This is a genomic window from Synechococcus sp. H55.7, from assembly GCF_047462395.1.
Classification (GTDB): domain Bacteria; phylum Cyanobacteriota; class Cyanobacteriia; order Thermostichales; family Thermostichaceae; genus Thermostichus.
Window position 1 is genome coordinate 17,032 of record NZ_JANSJD010000020.1, and the last position, 14,815, is coordinate 31,846.

Annotated in this window: 11 protein-coding genes; 8 read left to right on the forward strand and 3 right to left on the reverse strand. The window is 61.3% G+C overall.

Annotation, left to right across the window (positions count from 1 at the left end; translation table 11 throughout):
- Positions 1–308 precede the first annotated feature (308 nt).
- The 3 genes from sufD to sufB form a co-directional block, all read right to left on the reverse strand.
- Entirely contained in the window at positions 309–1,616 is a 1,308-nt protein-coding gene (sufD, locus tag NW851_RS10350; protein WP_414333918.1) for a Fe-S cluster assembly protein SufD, read from the reverse strand.
- Positions 1,613–2,386, reverse strand: a complete 774-nt coding sequence (sufC, locus tag NW851_RS10355) for a Fe-S cluster assembly ATPase SufC (RefSeq protein WP_414338298.1) — start codon at positions 2,384–2,386, stop codon at positions 1,613–1,615. Before sufC ends, sufD begins: the two co-directional genes overlap by 4 nt.
- Positions 2,387–2,509: 123 nt before the next feature.
- The gene (gene sufB, locus NW851_RS10360) at positions 2,510–3,946 is read right to left on the reverse strand and encodes a Fe-S cluster assembly protein SufB (RefSeq protein ID WP_414333922.1); all 1,437 of its coding nucleotides are present in this window, start codon (positions 3,944–3,946) and stop codon (positions 2,510–2,512) included.
- Positions 3,947–4,108: 162 nt separating this feature from the next.
- Here sufB and sufR point away from each other — a divergent pair, with 162 nt between their 5' ends.
- The 8 genes from sufR to NW851_RS10400 all read left to right on the forward strand — a co-directional run bounded on the left by sufR (position 4,109) and on the right by NW851_RS10400 (position 14,795).
- Complete coding sequence (sufR, locus tag NW851_RS10365; RefSeq protein ID WP_414333924.1) at positions 4,109–4,837, forward strand: iron-sulfur cluster biosynthesis transcriptional regulator SufR; 729 nt, start codon at positions 4,109–4,111, stop codon at positions 4,835–4,837.
- Positions 4,838–4,959: 122 nt separating this feature from the next.
- Positions 4,960–8,175 carry an efflux RND transporter permease subunit gene (locus tag NW851_RS10370; RefSeq protein ID WP_414338301.1) on the forward strand — a complete coding sequence of 1,072 codons (3,216 nt, stop codon included), beginning with the start codon at positions 4,960–4,962 and terminating at the stop codon, positions 8,173–8,175.
- Positions 8,176–8,217: 42 nt separating this feature from the next.
- Positions 8,218–8,808: a DUF3365 domain-containing protein gene (locus NW851_RS10375; RefSeq protein WP_414333930.1), complete on the forward strand. Its 591-nt coding sequence runs from the start codon at positions 8,218–8,220 to the stop codon at positions 8,806–8,808.
- Positions 8,809–8,925: 117 nt separating this feature from the next.
- Complete coding sequence (petC, locus tag NW851_RS10380) at positions 8,926–9,462, forward strand: cytochrome b6-f complex iron-sulfur subunit (RefSeq protein WP_414338304.1); 537 nt, start codon at positions 8,926–8,928, stop codon at positions 9,460–9,462.
- Between the two features lie 74 nt (positions 9,463–9,536).
- Positions 9,537–10,829: an NAD(P)/FAD-dependent oxidoreductase gene (locus NW851_RS10385; protein WP_414338307.1), complete on the forward strand. Its 1,293-nt coding sequence runs from the start codon at positions 9,537–9,539 to the stop codon at positions 10,827–10,829.
- Between the two features lie 50 nt (positions 10,830–10,879).
- On the forward strand, positions 10,880–12,241 hold the full coding sequence (locus tag NW851_RS10390; RefSeq protein WP_414338309.1) for an efflux RND transporter periplasmic adaptor subunit: 1,362 nt from the start codon (positions 10,880–10,882) through the stop codon (positions 12,239–12,241).
- Positions 12,242–12,797: 556 nt separating this feature from the next.
- Positions 12,798–13,868, forward strand: a complete 1,071-nt coding sequence (locus NW851_RS10395) for a 3-deoxy-7-phosphoheptulonate synthase (RefSeq protein ID WP_414336186.1) — start codon at positions 12,798–12,800, stop codon at positions 13,866–13,868.
- A 345-nt stretch (positions 13,869–14,213) separates the two neighbouring features.
- A complete protein-coding gene (locus NW851_RS10400) occupies positions 14,214–14,795 on the forward strand; it encodes a tRNA-(ms[2]io[6]A)-hydroxylase (RefSeq protein ID WP_414338312.1) in 582 nt (193 codons plus the stop codon).
- Positions 14,796–14,815: the final 20 nt, after the last annotated feature.

A 14,815-nucleotide genomic window follows, 5' to 3' on the forward strand; every position in this document is an offset into this window, starting at 1 on the left:
GTGGTGACAATAGCTGAAACCCTCTCTGTATAGCAGTTTGAGCGTTTCCAACCTAAGATTTGCAAGAAAACGCAACCATAGAAGATCGATAAGGAAACTCCCGAATCTATTTCGCGTCAAGCCATTACGCCTAAGCCCGGTCACTCTTGAGGATAATGGCCATTTCGGGAGCAGCCAACAACTACAGCTTTTTCCGGCGTTACTACAGCCAATGTAGATCCATCTCTTGCGTAGGAAGGATCTCGCTTGGCTACAGAACTCCCATGAAGTCGGAAAAAGCTGTAACCAGAAACCGAATTGATCGCAAATTAATCGGATCCCAACCGGCAGGCCACCTGAGAAGGAAGCTGGGCCAAAGGGATCCCTTCGAGGATCTCGGCTGCAAAAGCATAGGTGAGGAGTTGCCTGGCCTGGGCCTGGGGAATGCCGCGGCTTTGCAAATAGAAGATTTCTTCGGCCTCCAGTTGGCTGACGGTGGCCCCGTGGGCACATTTGACGTTGTCGGCAAAGATCTCCAACTGTGGCTGCGTATCCACCCGCGCCTTGGGGCTCAACAGCAGATTGCGGTTGGTCTGGGCGGCGTCTGTCAGTTGAGCTGCTTGGCTCACCAAAATGCGCCCGCTGAAGACCGCACGGGCCGCCTCGTCCACGATGCACTTGTGCAATTGGCGGCTGCTGCCGTGGGGCGCTTGATGCACCAGGCGGGAGTGGGTGTCGCTGTGCTGGGATCCCTTCAGCAGGGTCAGTCCCTGCAGGTGGGTGTGGGCCTGGGGTTCTACCTGGACAAGCTCCAGGTTGTGGCGGGAAAATTGGGATCCCCACTGGATGGCCTGCAGCCGGTAGTGGCTGTGGCGGCCCTGGCGCACAGCAGTTTGGTTGATGTGAAAAGCCTGGGATCCCTGCCGCTGCAAGATCACATGGTGTAGACGGGATCCTTCGGCCAGGGCAATCTCGGCGACGGCGTTGCCAAAGGGGATCCCGGCCCCCCAGGAGAGGTGATCTTCAATCAGGGTGAGGGAGCTGTGGGCCTGCAAAGCCACCAGACAGCGGGGCTGGGCCAAAACCGCCTCTCCTTCAGAGGCCACGGTTATCCAGAGCAGGTGCAAGGGCGGCAAAACCTCCTGCTGGGGTGGCAGCTCAATCTGGATCCCATCGCCTAGATGGGCAGTGTTGAGGGCGCTGAAGACATCGAGCTTGACGATGGTTTGCAACCATCCAGGAGCCGACTGGCTTAGGGGAGCAATTCGCAGGGCCGAGGGCAGGCCGCTCAAGTCAGAAAGGTGGGGAGCAAAGTAGCCGTTGACGAACACCGCATAGCTGTGACGGCTCTCCGGCCACAGCCAGGGATCCAGCACGGCCTTCTCTAGCGTTGCCTGTCCAGGGCCGGCCAGGCGAAAGGTGTGGGCCACCAGCGGCGAGAGGTCGCTGTATTTCCAGTCTTCTTCGCGGGGGGTGGGGATCCCCAGTTCCGCCAGTTGGGCGCGGGCCTGCTGTCTCAGGGTGGTATGGGGATCTTCCACCTCTGGGATTTGGCGGAGGATGTGCTCCAGAAAGGGACGGCCAAAACCGCTGGCGTCGCTTTCTCGAACCGAGGACTTGGGCACCGCAGCGCTCATCCCACCTCCTCCTTGAGCCAGTCATAGCCCCGCTCTTCCAGCTCCAGCGCCAAAGTCTTATCGCCGCTGAGGACGATGCGCCCCCCTTCCATCACATGCACATAGTCGGGGGTTACATACTCCAGCAGGCGCTGGTAGTGGGTAATGAGGAGCATGGCCTTCTCAGGGCTGGCCAGTTGGTTAATGCCCTGGGCAACGACGCGCAGCGCGTCGATATCCAGGCCGGAGTCCGTCTCGTCTAAGATAGCCAGCGTCGGCTCCAGCACCGCCATCTGCAGGATCTCGTTGCGCTTTTTCTCGCCGCCGGAAAACCCTTCGTTGACGGAGCGCTCCAAAAAAGCGGGATCCATCTTGACAATGCTCAGTTTTTCCCGCACCAAGTCGTCAAAATCGAGGGGATCCATTTCCGGCTGATCCCGATATTTCTGCCGGGCGTTGTAGGCGGCGCGCAAGAAGTCCAAGTTGCTCACCCCCGGAATCTCGATGGGGTATTGAAAGGCCAAGAAGATCCCGGCCCAGGCCCGCTCCTCCGGCTCCATTGCCAAGAGATCCTTGCCCAGATAGAGGATCTCGCCCCCTGTTACCCGGTAGTCGGGGTGGCCGGCCAAGATCTTGGAGAAGGTGCTTTTCCCGGAGCCATTGGGCCCCATGATGGCGTGGATCTCGCCGGCCCGGATTTCCAGGTTCACCCCTTTGAGGATAGGAGTACCGTCGATCTCAGCCGTGAGATCGCGGATAGATAAAATGACAGGGCTGTTTTCCCGGATCATGTCAGAAGTTCGTCTTGGGTCGAAGTATTGGCGGACAGACCTACCCCTTCAGCGCCGCCCCCAAGGTGGAGCTGCGCCAGGCTGCTCGGCAATTGGCAACGAGCATAGCCGCTCGCCAGGGATCTAGCCAACGGATCCCTCTAGCTTCAGGCTCAGCAGCCGATCCGCCTCGACGGCAAACTCCATTGGCAATTGGTTGAACACCTCTCGGCAGAAGCCGCTGATGATCATGGAGACGGCGTCTTCTACAGAAATGCCGCGCGACTGGAAGTAGAACAGTTGCTCTTCTCCGATTTTGGAAGTGGAAGCTTCGTGCTCTACTTTGGCAGTGTTGTTTTGCACTTCAATGTAGGGGAAGGTGTTGGCGCTGCACTGATCCCCAATCAACATGGAATCACACTGGGAAAAGTTGCGGGCGCCTTCTGCCTTGGGCCCAATTTTCACCAGGCCGCGATAGCTGTTTTTGGAATGCCCCGCCGAGATGCCTTTGGAGATAATTCTGCTGCGGGTGTTGCGGCCTATGTGGATCATCTTGGTGCCGGTATCGGCCTGCTGGTAGTGGTTGGTCAGGGCCACTGAGTAGAACTCGCCCACCGAGTTTTCCCCCACCAGCACGCAGCTCGGATATTTCCAGGTGATGGCCGAGCCGGTCTCCACCTGCGTCCAGGAGATCTTGGAGTTGGCCCCCTGACAGAGGCCGCGTTTGGTCACGAAGTTGTAGATGCCGCCCTTGCCGTTTTCGTCGCCGGCATACCAGTTCTGCACCGTCGAGTACTTGATCTCGGCATTGTCCAGGGCAATCAGCTCCACCACCGCCGCGTGCAGTTGGTTGGTGTCGAACATGGGGGCCGTGCAGCCTTCCAGGTAGCTGACGTAGGATCCCTCGTCAGCAATGATCAGGGTGCGCTCAAACTGGCCCGACTCGCCGTTGTTGATGCGGAAATAGGTGGACAGCTCCATCGGGCAGCGCACCCCTTTGGGCACATAGACAAAGGAGCCATCGCTAAACACTGCCGAGTTCAGCGCCGCGTAGTAGTTGTCGGCAATGGGTACTACCGTGCCCAGGTACTTGCGCACCAGCTCAGGGTACTCCCGCAGCGCCTCCGACATGGAGCAGAAAATGATCCCTTCCTTGGCCAGCTTTTCCCGGAAGGTGGTGGCCACCGAGACGCTGTCGAAAATGGCGTCCACCGCCACATTGGCCAGCCGCTTCTGCTCCGACAAAGGGATCCCCAGCTTCTCAAAGGTTTCCAGCAGCACGGGATCCACTTCGTCGAGGCTCTTTTTCTTCTCCTTTACCTTGGGAGCGGAGTAGTAAACGATGTTCTGGTAGTCGATGGGCGGGTAGGTCACATTCGGCCAGGTGGGCTCGCTCATCTTCAGCCACTGGCGGTAGGCCCGCAGCCGGAACTCCAGCATAAAGTCCGGCTCCCCCTTCTTGGCCCAGATTTGCCGAATGATGTCCTCATTTAAGCCTTTGCCGATGGACTCAGAGGCGATGTCGGTAACAAAGCCGTACTTGTAGGGCTGGCTAATTAGGGTGCGGACGCTCGTAGACATGGATGGCTCTCGGTTAGGGACAGGGGCAAAACAGATGGCCAATTAAAACAACATGGTTGTTGCTTAACTAATCCTCAGGTTACTTTAGCAATGATCCCCTTGTCAAAGTAGCGGTGCTGGCAGCGGCAGCCGAGTAAACCCAGTCTAACCAGGAGGGCGAGGGTGGAGAGCGCGCGCAAGATCACCGATCCGTTCACGCAACCCGTTTCCAGCAAGCAGGCTATCTTGATCTACCTACGCAAGACGGGGCAGGCCACCGCCCAGACTCTGGCAGAGCACTTGGGCATTTCTCCCCAGGCCATTCGCCGCCACCTCAAGGATCTGGAGGCAGAGGGGCTGATCCACCATGTCGCTCAAGCTAGCGGTTTGGGCCGCCCCCAGCACCTCTATCAGCTCAGCCCCCAAGGAGAAGCGCAATTCCCCACCGGCTACGACGAGTTTGCCCTCGGTCTGCTCAATACGCTGGCTGAAACCCTGGGATCCGAACAGATGGGATCCCTGCTCCAGCAGCAGTGGCAGCGCAAAGCCCAGGAGTACCAAGCCCAGATGGGCTCCGGATCCCTGGCCGAGCGGCTGGAGCGCCTGGTGCAGTTGCGCCAGGCAGAGGGCTACATGGCGGAGTACTACCCCTATCCTGCCAACCTGGCTGCCCCGATTGCAGCAGAAGGCTCTGAGCAGTATGTCGAGCAATATGTCTTGGTGGAGCACCACTGCGCCATCGCCCAGATTGCCCAGCGCTTTCCCAGCGTCTGCGGCCACGAGCTGGAGATGTTTGCCGCCGCCCTGCCCGATTGTCGGGTGGAGCGCCTCACCTGGCAGGTGAACGGAGAACACCAGTGCGGCTACTGGATTGCCAAGCCAGGATCCCCTCCTAGACCCAGCCACGAGTAGCAGTTCGTCCTTTGCTGGGCCTACCTCAGGTGACGGCTTCGGAAGACGGGCAAGAGCAGCTATGGATGCATAAAGGTATAGCTATATGGTAGTATAAGCATGAACCAATCTGGATTTTTCCCATGTCAGAGCTGGAGAAGCCGCACCAAGGGGTGGGGCGGGTTACCGCTTACTTTATCAACAACGCCCAGCTTACTTCCTTGATTATTGTGGGTCTGGCCATCTTTGGCCTGCTGGCGGCGACCTTGACCCCCAAGGAAGAAAACCCGCAAATTGTCGTCCCGGCAGCGGATGTAGTTTTGCGGTATCCGGGGGCCAGTGCCGAGGTCGTGGAGAAGACGCTGATCACCCCTGTGGAAGCGAAGCTACGGGAGCTGACAGGGATCGACCACATCTACTCGGTGGCCCAGGCCTCTGGCGGCTTGATCACGGTGCAGTATGAGGTGGGGGAAAACTGGGAAGACAGCCTGTTTAAGCTGCAAAACCATCTGTTTAGCCACCCCGAGCTCTTCCCCCCCGGCGCCAGCTATCAGGTGCAGCCGGTCATCATTGACGATGTTCCCATCGTTACCCTGACCTTGACAGGGGCCGACTACACCGACAATCAGCTACGGCGGGTGGGAGAGCGGCTGCTGGAGGATCTGCGCAGCCTTCCCAACACGGCCCACCTGACGCTGGTGGGGGGGCATCCCCGCACCATCCGGGTGGATTTGGATCCGGAGCGGCTGGCCAGCTATGGTCTTTCCCCGACCCAGGTGGCCCAACAGATTGCCGCCGAAAACTTGCAACTGCCGGCGGGAGAAGTGGAGGTGGGATCCCAGCAGATCCGCCTGGAGGGAGGGCAGCGGCTGGCCTCGGCCGAGGACGTGGCCGCCATTCAGGTCAAGCCAGAGGTCTATCTCAGAGATGTAGCCAGCGTGCGGGATGAGTTTGCCGAGCGCACCTCCCTAACCCGCATCCACTTCCGCAGCGACGAGCCCATCACAGAGCCCTATCCGGATCCGCGCCGCCGCTCGACGGGAGAGTGGATCACCCAGCCGGCGGTCACCATCGGCATTGCCAAGAAGCCGGGAACCAACGCGGTCACCGTAGCCAAGGCCATTTTTCGGCGGCTGGAAGAGTTGCGGCCGCAGTTGCCTCCCGGGATCCAAGTTGCCGTCACCCGCAACGACGGGCGGACGGCCTCAAAAGCGGTTGGGAACCTCTACAACAGCCTCTTCCAGGCCATCGGCATTGTGGTGGGCCTGTTGTTGATCTTCCTGGGCTGGCGGGAGGCGGCCATTGTGGCTTTTGTAATCCCGTTAACTTTGGCCGGCACGCTGGGCGTGGGCTGGGTTGCCGGCCAAACGATTAACCGCATCACCCTCTTTGCCCTGATCCTGGCCCTGGGCACCTTGGTGGACGACGCCATCGCCGTTACGGAGAATATCCACCGTCGCTTTGAGCTGCGCCCCGGCATGAACTTTCGCGAGAAGGTGGAGGAGGCGATTGCCGCGGTGGAGGAATTGGGTGTGCCGGTTATTCTCTCCACCATCACGGTCATTTTGGCCTTCCTGCCCATGCGCTTTGTCACGGGGATGATGGGGCCCTACATGGGGCCGATCCCTTTTAATGTGCCGGTGGCGATGATCATCAGCACAACGCTGGCCCTGACGGTTACCCCCTTTCTGGCGGCCCGCTGGATTCGCCTCAAGTCCTCCACCGAGGCCTCTCCACCCCAGCTCGCTCTGGAAGAAACGCGCCTGTATCGGCTCTACCGCCGCGTGATGCAGCCGCTGCTGGAGTCGGCCTTCCGGCGGCGTCTGCTGATCGGGGTGGTCACCGGCCTGTTCTTGGCCAGCTTTCTCCTACCCCTGACCCAGGTGGTAAAGTTTCGCATGCTGCCCAAGGCGGACAAGGACACCTTCCTAGTGCAGTTGGATATGCCGCGGGGGACGGAGCTGGCCGCTACCGACGCTGTAGCCCGCGAGCTGGAGGAGGTGCTCAAGCAGGATCCCGAGGTGTTTAGCTTTGAAACCTACGTGGGTACAGGGGCGCCGGTGGACTTCAACGGCCTGCTGCGGGGATCCTACCGCCGCGAGGGCGAGGATGTGGCCGACATCCGCGTCCACCTCAGCCAGCCGGAAGCCCGTCGGATCGACTCGGAAGGGATCGTGCTGCGCCTACGGCCTGCTATGCAAGCGGTGGCGGAGCGGCACAACGCCATCGTCAAGCTGGTGGAAGATCCACCTGGGCCGCCCGTGCGGTCTACCCTGCTGGCAGAAATCTATGGCCCCGACTACGCCCAACTGCGGCAGTTGGCCAAGCAGGTGCGCCAGGTGTTTGGCGAGACGGAGGGCGTGGTGGACATCGACGACTCGGTGAAAAACCCCATTCCCCAGTTGACCCTGAAGGTGGATCCGGAGCGGGCCAACCGCGTCGGCCTGACCACGGCGGAGGTCTCCCAGACCTTGAGCTTGGCCCTGCGGGGATCCACCGTCAGCATCCTGCAACTGCCTGGGGAGCTGACACCCGTGGGGATCCATGTCCGCCTCGAGCCGTCGGCCCGGCAAAGCCTGGAGGATCTCAACCGCATTCAACTGCCGACGCCGACGGGATCCCTGGTTCCCCTGTCGGAGCTGGTGGAGTGGGTGCCCACAGTGGCCGACGAGCCCATCTTCCATAAAGACCAGCGGCCCGTGGCCTACGTAATGGGCGAGATGGCCCGCCGCTCCTCGGTCTATGCAGTCTTGGATCAAATAGCCTATTTCTGGCGGCATCCCCTCCCCAAGGGCTTTTGGATCCAGTGGGATGGGGAATGGAAGCTGACCCTGGACGTGTTCCGGGATCTGGGCCTCGCGATGTTGGTAGCCATTTTGTTGATTTACCTCATCCTGGTGGGCCAGTTCCGCAGCTTCAAGGTTCCGCTGATCATCTTGGGCAGCATTCCCCTGGCCCTTATCGGCATCCTGGTGGGCTTTAGCCTCAACGGAGTGTACTTCAGCGCCACGGCCATGATTGGGGTGATCGCCTTGGCGGGGATCGTGGTGCGCAACGCCATCGTCTTGCTGGAGTTTATCGCCGACCAGCGGGCGCAGGGAGTCAGCCTGGAGAAAGCCCTTGTGGCAGCCGGGGCCGTTCGTTTCCGTCCGATTTTGCTGACCAGCATCACCACCATGCTGGGCACGGTACCCATCTTGTCCGACCCGGTGTGGTCAGGCTTGGCCTGGACGCTGTTGACGGGGATGTTGACCTCTTCGGCTCTGACCCTGGTGGTCATTCCCATCTGGTTCTACGGGGAGCAAATCCGCCTTGCCAAAGCCAAGCCGGCTCTGGAGCACCAGCCATCCCACCCGTAGAGAAACTTTTTGACATCCACCCTTCGAGAAGGAGACAAGACGATGTGGACATACCTGAGAAGATGGCTCTTGCTGGCGGTGGCCTTAGGCAGCTTGGGCTGGGGCGCTGCCGCAGCCTTGGCCCAGCCGGATCCCGCCCAACTGGCCAAAGCGGTGGAGTCCGTAGAATACCTGGATCAACTGCGGCACGGCCTGGCGGCCAGCTTGGCCGGATCCCCACCTGCGGGGGTGGATGCCGAGACCTTCAAACAGGTTTGTCGCCCTGTGGCGGTGCAGGCGCAGGCCCTGGCCCAAGAAAATGGCTGGCAAGTTAAGCAAATTGCCCAAAAGTACCGTAACCCGGAGCACGCCCCCGACAATCTACACGCCACGATGGCCCTGGCCCGTTTCCAGCGGGATCCGGAGCTCATTGGCTTTTGGGAGCGGGAAGTGCTGGCTGGCCAGAGGGGCATTCGCTACTACCGCCGCATCAACGTCGAGGCTAGCTGCCTGGCCTGTCATGGGCCCAAGGACTCGCGACCGGCCTTCATTGTCAGCAAGTACCCCCAAGACCGGGCCTACGACTTCAAGGTGGGAGACCTGCGGGGCATGTACGCCGTGTTCATTCCCGAAGAGGAGGAATCTCCTCAATAGCCCCTTGTCCCAGGGAGAGGAAGGGGACTCTGTATTATCTTTCTATCGACATATAGTTATATAGTTTGCCAAAATAATGATAATGATAGGAGAAGGTTGCAAAGGAGTTTAATTTCTATGGACGCCGCCCTGGTTCCGTTTGAAGAGCCGCCGCTGTCGCGGCGCCGTTTTCTCAACTTCCTGACCGGCTCGGCGCTGGCGGCGGTGGCGGGTTCGGTGCTCTACCCGCTGGGCCGCTATCTCATCCCGCCGGCGGAGGGATCCGCCAATGGATCGGCCCTGGCCAAAGACAAACTGGGGAACCCGATCCCGGCGGAGCAGATCTTGGCAGAGCCGTCTGGGACGCGGGCGCTGGTGGCGGGTCTGGCGGGGGAGCCCACCTACCTTACCGTTAGGGAGGGGGGGAAGCTGGACGAGCAAGGGCTGGTGAACAACTGTACCCACCTGGGCTGCACCTTCCCGTGGAACCCGCTGGCCGAAGAGTTCCAGTGTCCTTGTCACGGATCCCGCTATGCGGCTGATGGCTCGGTGATTCGAGGGCCGGCAGCGCTGCCTCTGAAACTGGTGCGGGTGGAGGTGCGGGAGGGGTGGATCTGGCTCTCTCCCTGGTTGGATGTCGATCCGCGAACGGGGAGTCTGCCCTGGTGGGTGTGAAGGAGGGCGCTCTTGGGATCGGCTTCTGGCCGCAGGTTTTTTTCATCAAGTTCAGAAAAGAGGGGGCATTTTCTATGGCTCGCGTCGTCATCATTGGGGCTGGGCTGGGAGGGCTGCCTACTGCCTACGAGCTGCGGCATCTTTTGCCGCAGGGATCCCACCAGGTAACTGTAGTCAGCAATACTCCAAAGTTTACGTTTACCCCTTCTCTGCCGTGGGTGGCGCTGGGCCTGAAGCGGCTGGCGGACATTCAGGTGGAGCTGCCGCAGCGGCTGGAGAGGAAGGGGATTGAATTTATCCAGGGCACGGTAACCGACTTGCAGCCGCCAAAGCGCACCCTGCGGGTTAACGGGGAGCCTCTGGCCTACGACTACTTGGTGGTGGCCACGGGAGCGGAGTTGGCCTTGGACGCCATCCCAGGTCTGGGGCCGGAACAGGGGTTTACCCAGTCGGTGTGCACGCCGCACCATGCTTTGCTAGCTCAGAAGGCGTGGGCAGAGTTTCTCCGCCAGCCGGGGCCGCTGGTGGTGGGGGCGGTGCCGGGGGCCAGTTGTTTTGGGCCGGCCTATGAGTTTGTCTTGCTGGCCGAGGGGCAGTTGCGAAAAAGAGGGCTGCGGGAGCAGGTGCCCATCACCTTCATCACGCCGGAGCCCTATGCTGGCCATTTCGGGATTGGCGGCATGGCGGGGGCCGAGGAGCTGGTGAAACGGCTGCTGGCCCAGCGGCAGATCCGGGTTTTGGCCAATACTGCCATTGCCCGTGTCGAAGAGGGGGAAATCGTGCTGGCAGAAGGGGAGCGGATCCCTTTTGCCTACGCCATGCTGCTGCCGCCCTTCCGGGGAGCCCAGTTCCTGCGGGAAGTCCCCGGCCTGACGGACGCCCGCGGTTTCCTGCCGGTAACTTCCACCTACCAGCATCCCGACTTCGATAGCTTCTATGCGGTGGGCGTGGTGACCCAGCTAGCCCCTTCCGAGACAACCCCTTTGCCGGTGGGAGTGCCCAAAACCGGCCAGATGACCGAGGCGATGGGGATGGCAGTGGCGCACAATATCGCCCTGCGCCTGGGAGCCCTGCGGGGGGAACCCGTGAGCCCGACGCTGGAAGCCATCTGCTTTGCCGACTTCGGCGATACGGGCATTCTCTTTTTGGCGGATCCTGTCTTGCCGGTGCTGGGGCGCCGCCGCCGCGCCCTGGCCGTACAAGGGCCATGGGTCAGTTGGCTCAAGTCCGCCTTTGAGCACTATTTCCTGGCCAAGATGCGCTGGGGGTGGGCGGTGCCTTGGTTTGAGCGCCTCAGTTTGCAGGGGGTGGGGCTCTCTCTGATAGAGCCCATCTCCAAGCCATTGGGAGATTTGGTCTCCCCTTAGAAAAGTTCCGATTTTCTCGTCACGCTCAAGTTACGCCGGACACTTGCGCTATGAAAACTCAAGTCGGCAGGTTGCAACAACAAACGTTTTCCGGCTGGAGCTGGGGCCACCTGGGCTGGGCGCTGCTCTTCCTCTCGCTAGGGGGGCTGGGCGGCTGGCTGCTGAGATCCCAAGGCCGGCCCGGCCAAGGGGGGGCAGCTTTGGAGGTTGCCGGTCGCGTCGGCGGGACAGGATCCCTGGAAGCCACCGAGGCCGCCCCGCTGACCACGCTGGAGGTCAAGCCACGGGAAATCAGCCAAGAGCGGATCCTGGTGGGCAGCCTAGAGGCCGTGGAGCGCACCCCCCTCAGCAGCCGCATCGTGGGCCGAGTCGTGGAGCTGCCGGTTCAGGAGGGGCAGCGGGTGGCGGCTGGATCCCTGATTGCCCGCCTGGATATCAGCGATGTGCAAGCCGCCCAGCAACAGGCCCAAGCCCAGCGGCAACAGGCTGAGGCGCAACTGCAGCAGGCCCAAGCAGGCCTTCTGGCCGCCCAGGCGGGGGTGAGGGGAGCGGAAGAAGCCTTGCGCCAGGTGCAAGCCCAGAAGCAGCAGGCGGAAGCGGAGCTGCAGGAGGCCCGTTTGCACCAAGAGCGGATGCAGAAGCTGCACGCCGAAGGAGCCGTGGCCCAAGCCCAGGTGGATCAGGCCAATACGCGGGTAGCCGTGCTCCTGGGCCGCCTGGCCCAGCTCGAGGCCGGGATCCAGCAGGCCGAACAGGGATTGACCCAAGCACGGGCCCAGCTTGCCCAGGCGGAAAGCCGGATCCCTGAGGTGCAGGCAGCCATGGCCCAGGCCCAGGCAGGGGTGGCGCAAACCCAAGCCAACCTTGCCTACGGAACCCTGGTTGCCCCCTTTGCCGGCGTTGTCACCCGCAAGTATGTGGAGGTAGGGGCTTTGGCGGGGCCGGGCCAGCCGATTGTGGAGCTAGAAAGCAGCGAGCGGCTGCGGTTTTCCGTGGCCTTGCCCGAATCCCTGGCCGGCCAAATCCGGGTGGGACAAGCGGTGCCCATCAGCATCGACAGCCTCAACCAAACCGTGGAGGGAACCATCCGCCAAATCATCCCCAGCGCCGACCCCAGCTCAAGAACGGTGGAGGTGAAGGTGGAGATTCCCCCGCTCCCCGGAGCAATGCCGGGCATGCTGGGCCGTCTGAAGTTGGCAGGAGAAACCCGCCAAGCCCTGCTCCTGCCCCAAGCAAGCCTGGTAGAACAGTTCGGCCTTACGGGCGTGTACCGGCTGGTGGACGGCAAGCCGCTGTTTACGCCCGTGGTGGTGGGATCCCGCTATGGGGATCAGGTGGAGATCCACAGTGGGCTACAGCCTGGAGACGAGGTAATCCAGGAAGCGGCTGCCGTCCGGGCTAGATCCTTCTGAAAACTGTTTCCTAGGACAGAAGCCCAGAGTTCTGCTGACTTTCTTGATTTCCACCGGGCTTGCGGGGCTTTCGCCGCTGCGACCTTGTCGGGCTGAGGCAGCGGAAAGAAGTCCCTCACCGCCCTGAAGCTTTTCTCCTCGCCCCGCTTGCAACAGCGTCGCAGAGTGATGGCTACGGAGCGGGCAAGCTTCTTGATCTGGGTGGGAGAAAACCGTCCTCTGGGCTGCGCCTGGGAACCCTGGGAGCGACCCAGAACCTGAACCCGTCTTGGTAAATCCAGTTTCTTTTTGGGTATACTTCCGCTATACTCATCTCGTACAGATTCCGAGTTCCTTCCCCTGAAGATGACCTGGCGCGCTCCCTTTTTTGGCTACTTTAGCTTTCCCTGGCAACGACCAGGGCGGAAGGGTGGCGCGTAAACTATAGAGCCTAGGTTTACCCGAGTCAGTCCTGAAGCCCTGAGCCCAGTGCCAGGGCTTTTTTGATGGCTCGATGCTCCATTCCCTCACTTCCCATCCCTTGCACACAATCTTGCCCACGATGAAGGACAGTTCTATGCCCCCCCAAACCGACAACTGCAACATCCAAGAGGTGACTCCCTTGATTGCCCCTGCTGCTGTCAAGGCCAAGCTGCCGCTGACGGAAACGGCAGCCCAAGTGGTGCTCTCCACGCGGCAAGCCATCCGCGACATCATCCACGGGCGGGATCTCCATCGCTTGGTGGTGATTGTCGGCCCCTGTTCCATCCACGATCCCGAAGCGGCCTTGGAGTATGCCCACCGCCTCAAGCGGGTGGCCGATCGAACCCGCGAGCACCTGGTGATTGTGATGCGCACCTATTTTGAGAAGCCGCGCACCACAGTGGGCTGGAAGGGCCTCATTAATGATCCCCACCTGGACGGCTCCTGCGATATTGCCACTGGCTTGCAACTGGCCCGTTCCATCCTATTGCAGATCAACGAGCTGGGCTTGCCCTGTGCCACAGAAATGTTGGATCCGGTAACTCCCCAATACACCGCAGACCTGGTGAGCTGGGCGGCCATCGGCGCCCGAACCATCGAAAGCCAGACCCACCGGGAAATGGCCAGTGGCCTCTCTATGCCCGTGGGCTTCAAAAATGGCACCGACGGGCGGCTGGAAATTGCCCTCAACGCCATTCTCTCCGCCAGTCACCCCCACAGTTTTCTGGGCATCGGCCAAGACGGCATGACGGCCCTGGTGAAAACCACCGGCAACCCAGACCGGCACATTGTGTTGCGCGGCGGCGGCGGCAAGACCAACTACGGCCCGGAAGATGTGGCGCGGGCGGCGCTGCTGATGAAGGATCAAGGGATCCCGCGCTCGGTGATGGTGGACTGCTCCCACGACAACTCCCACAAAGACTACCGCCAGCAGGGAGCCGTCTGTCGGGCAGTGCTGCGGCAGTACCAAGCAGGGCAGCGGGCCTTGATGGGGCTGATGCTGGAGAGCAACCTCAACCCAGGCAAGCAAACCTGGCAGGAAGGGGCACCACTCAAGTACGGCGTTTCCATCACCGACGGCTGCATCGGCTGGGAGGAGACCGAGGATCTGTTGCAGGAGATGGCAGCAGTCGTAGCAGGGAAAACCTTGGCTTTGAATCACTAAAAAAGCCCCGCAAGACCCAAGCAAGGCAATAAAGTTGTGCTCGGCAGCAGTGCAACTCCCCTCTCCCTCTGGGAGAGGGGCTGGGGGTGAGGGCTGACTCCCTCTGGGAGAGGGGCTGGGGGTGGTCGCGTGAGCGGCGCGGAGCGCTTGGGCTGACTCTCTCTGGGAGAGGGGCCGGGGATAAGGACAACTGCTGCCAGAGCATCAGACGGGATCTAGGAGTTAGCAGAAAGGGGTACGCTGGCAAGGCTAAGATCCGATTGACCCAGTTCCGTTCCCTGCTCCCGCAGCGGGCGGGATGGGTCAACTTGGAAGCTGTTGATCCCTGCAACCTCTTCTGACCCTGTGCCGACGCTACAACTGGCCTCGCCAACTTCCGCGGCCTGGATCGAGCAGGCCATTCGCCACCTCGACCTGATTTTGCTAGATCACGCCAACTGCGAGAAGAAAGCAGCGGGCAATGCCCTCAGTTTGCTGTTTCGCTACCCGGCCAACGGGCGGCTGGTGGAAGCCCTTTCACCACTGGCGCGGGAGGAGCTGCAGCACTTTGAGCGGGTTCACCGGCACCTGCAACGGCTGGGGATCCCGATCAGGCCCCTCTCGGCTGCTCCCTATGCCAGCCGCCTCAACCAGCACCTACGCCGCTCCGAGCCGGAGCATCTCTTGGATGCACTGCTAGTGGCCGCCATCATCGAGGCCCGCAGCCACGAACGCCTAGGCCTGCTGGGGATCCACGTCCCCGACCCGGAGCTGCGGCAGTTTTACCTCTGGCTGGCGGCGGCTGAAGAGCGGCACTGGCAGTTGTATTTGGATCTGGCGCTAGAACAGTTCCCCGCCGAGCCGGTGCAGGAGCGGCTGGACGCTTTGCTGCAGGTGGAAGCCGAGATCCTCTCCACCCTTCACCCCGAGCCTCGTGTCCACAGCTAACCTCTCCCCTTCCCGTGCAA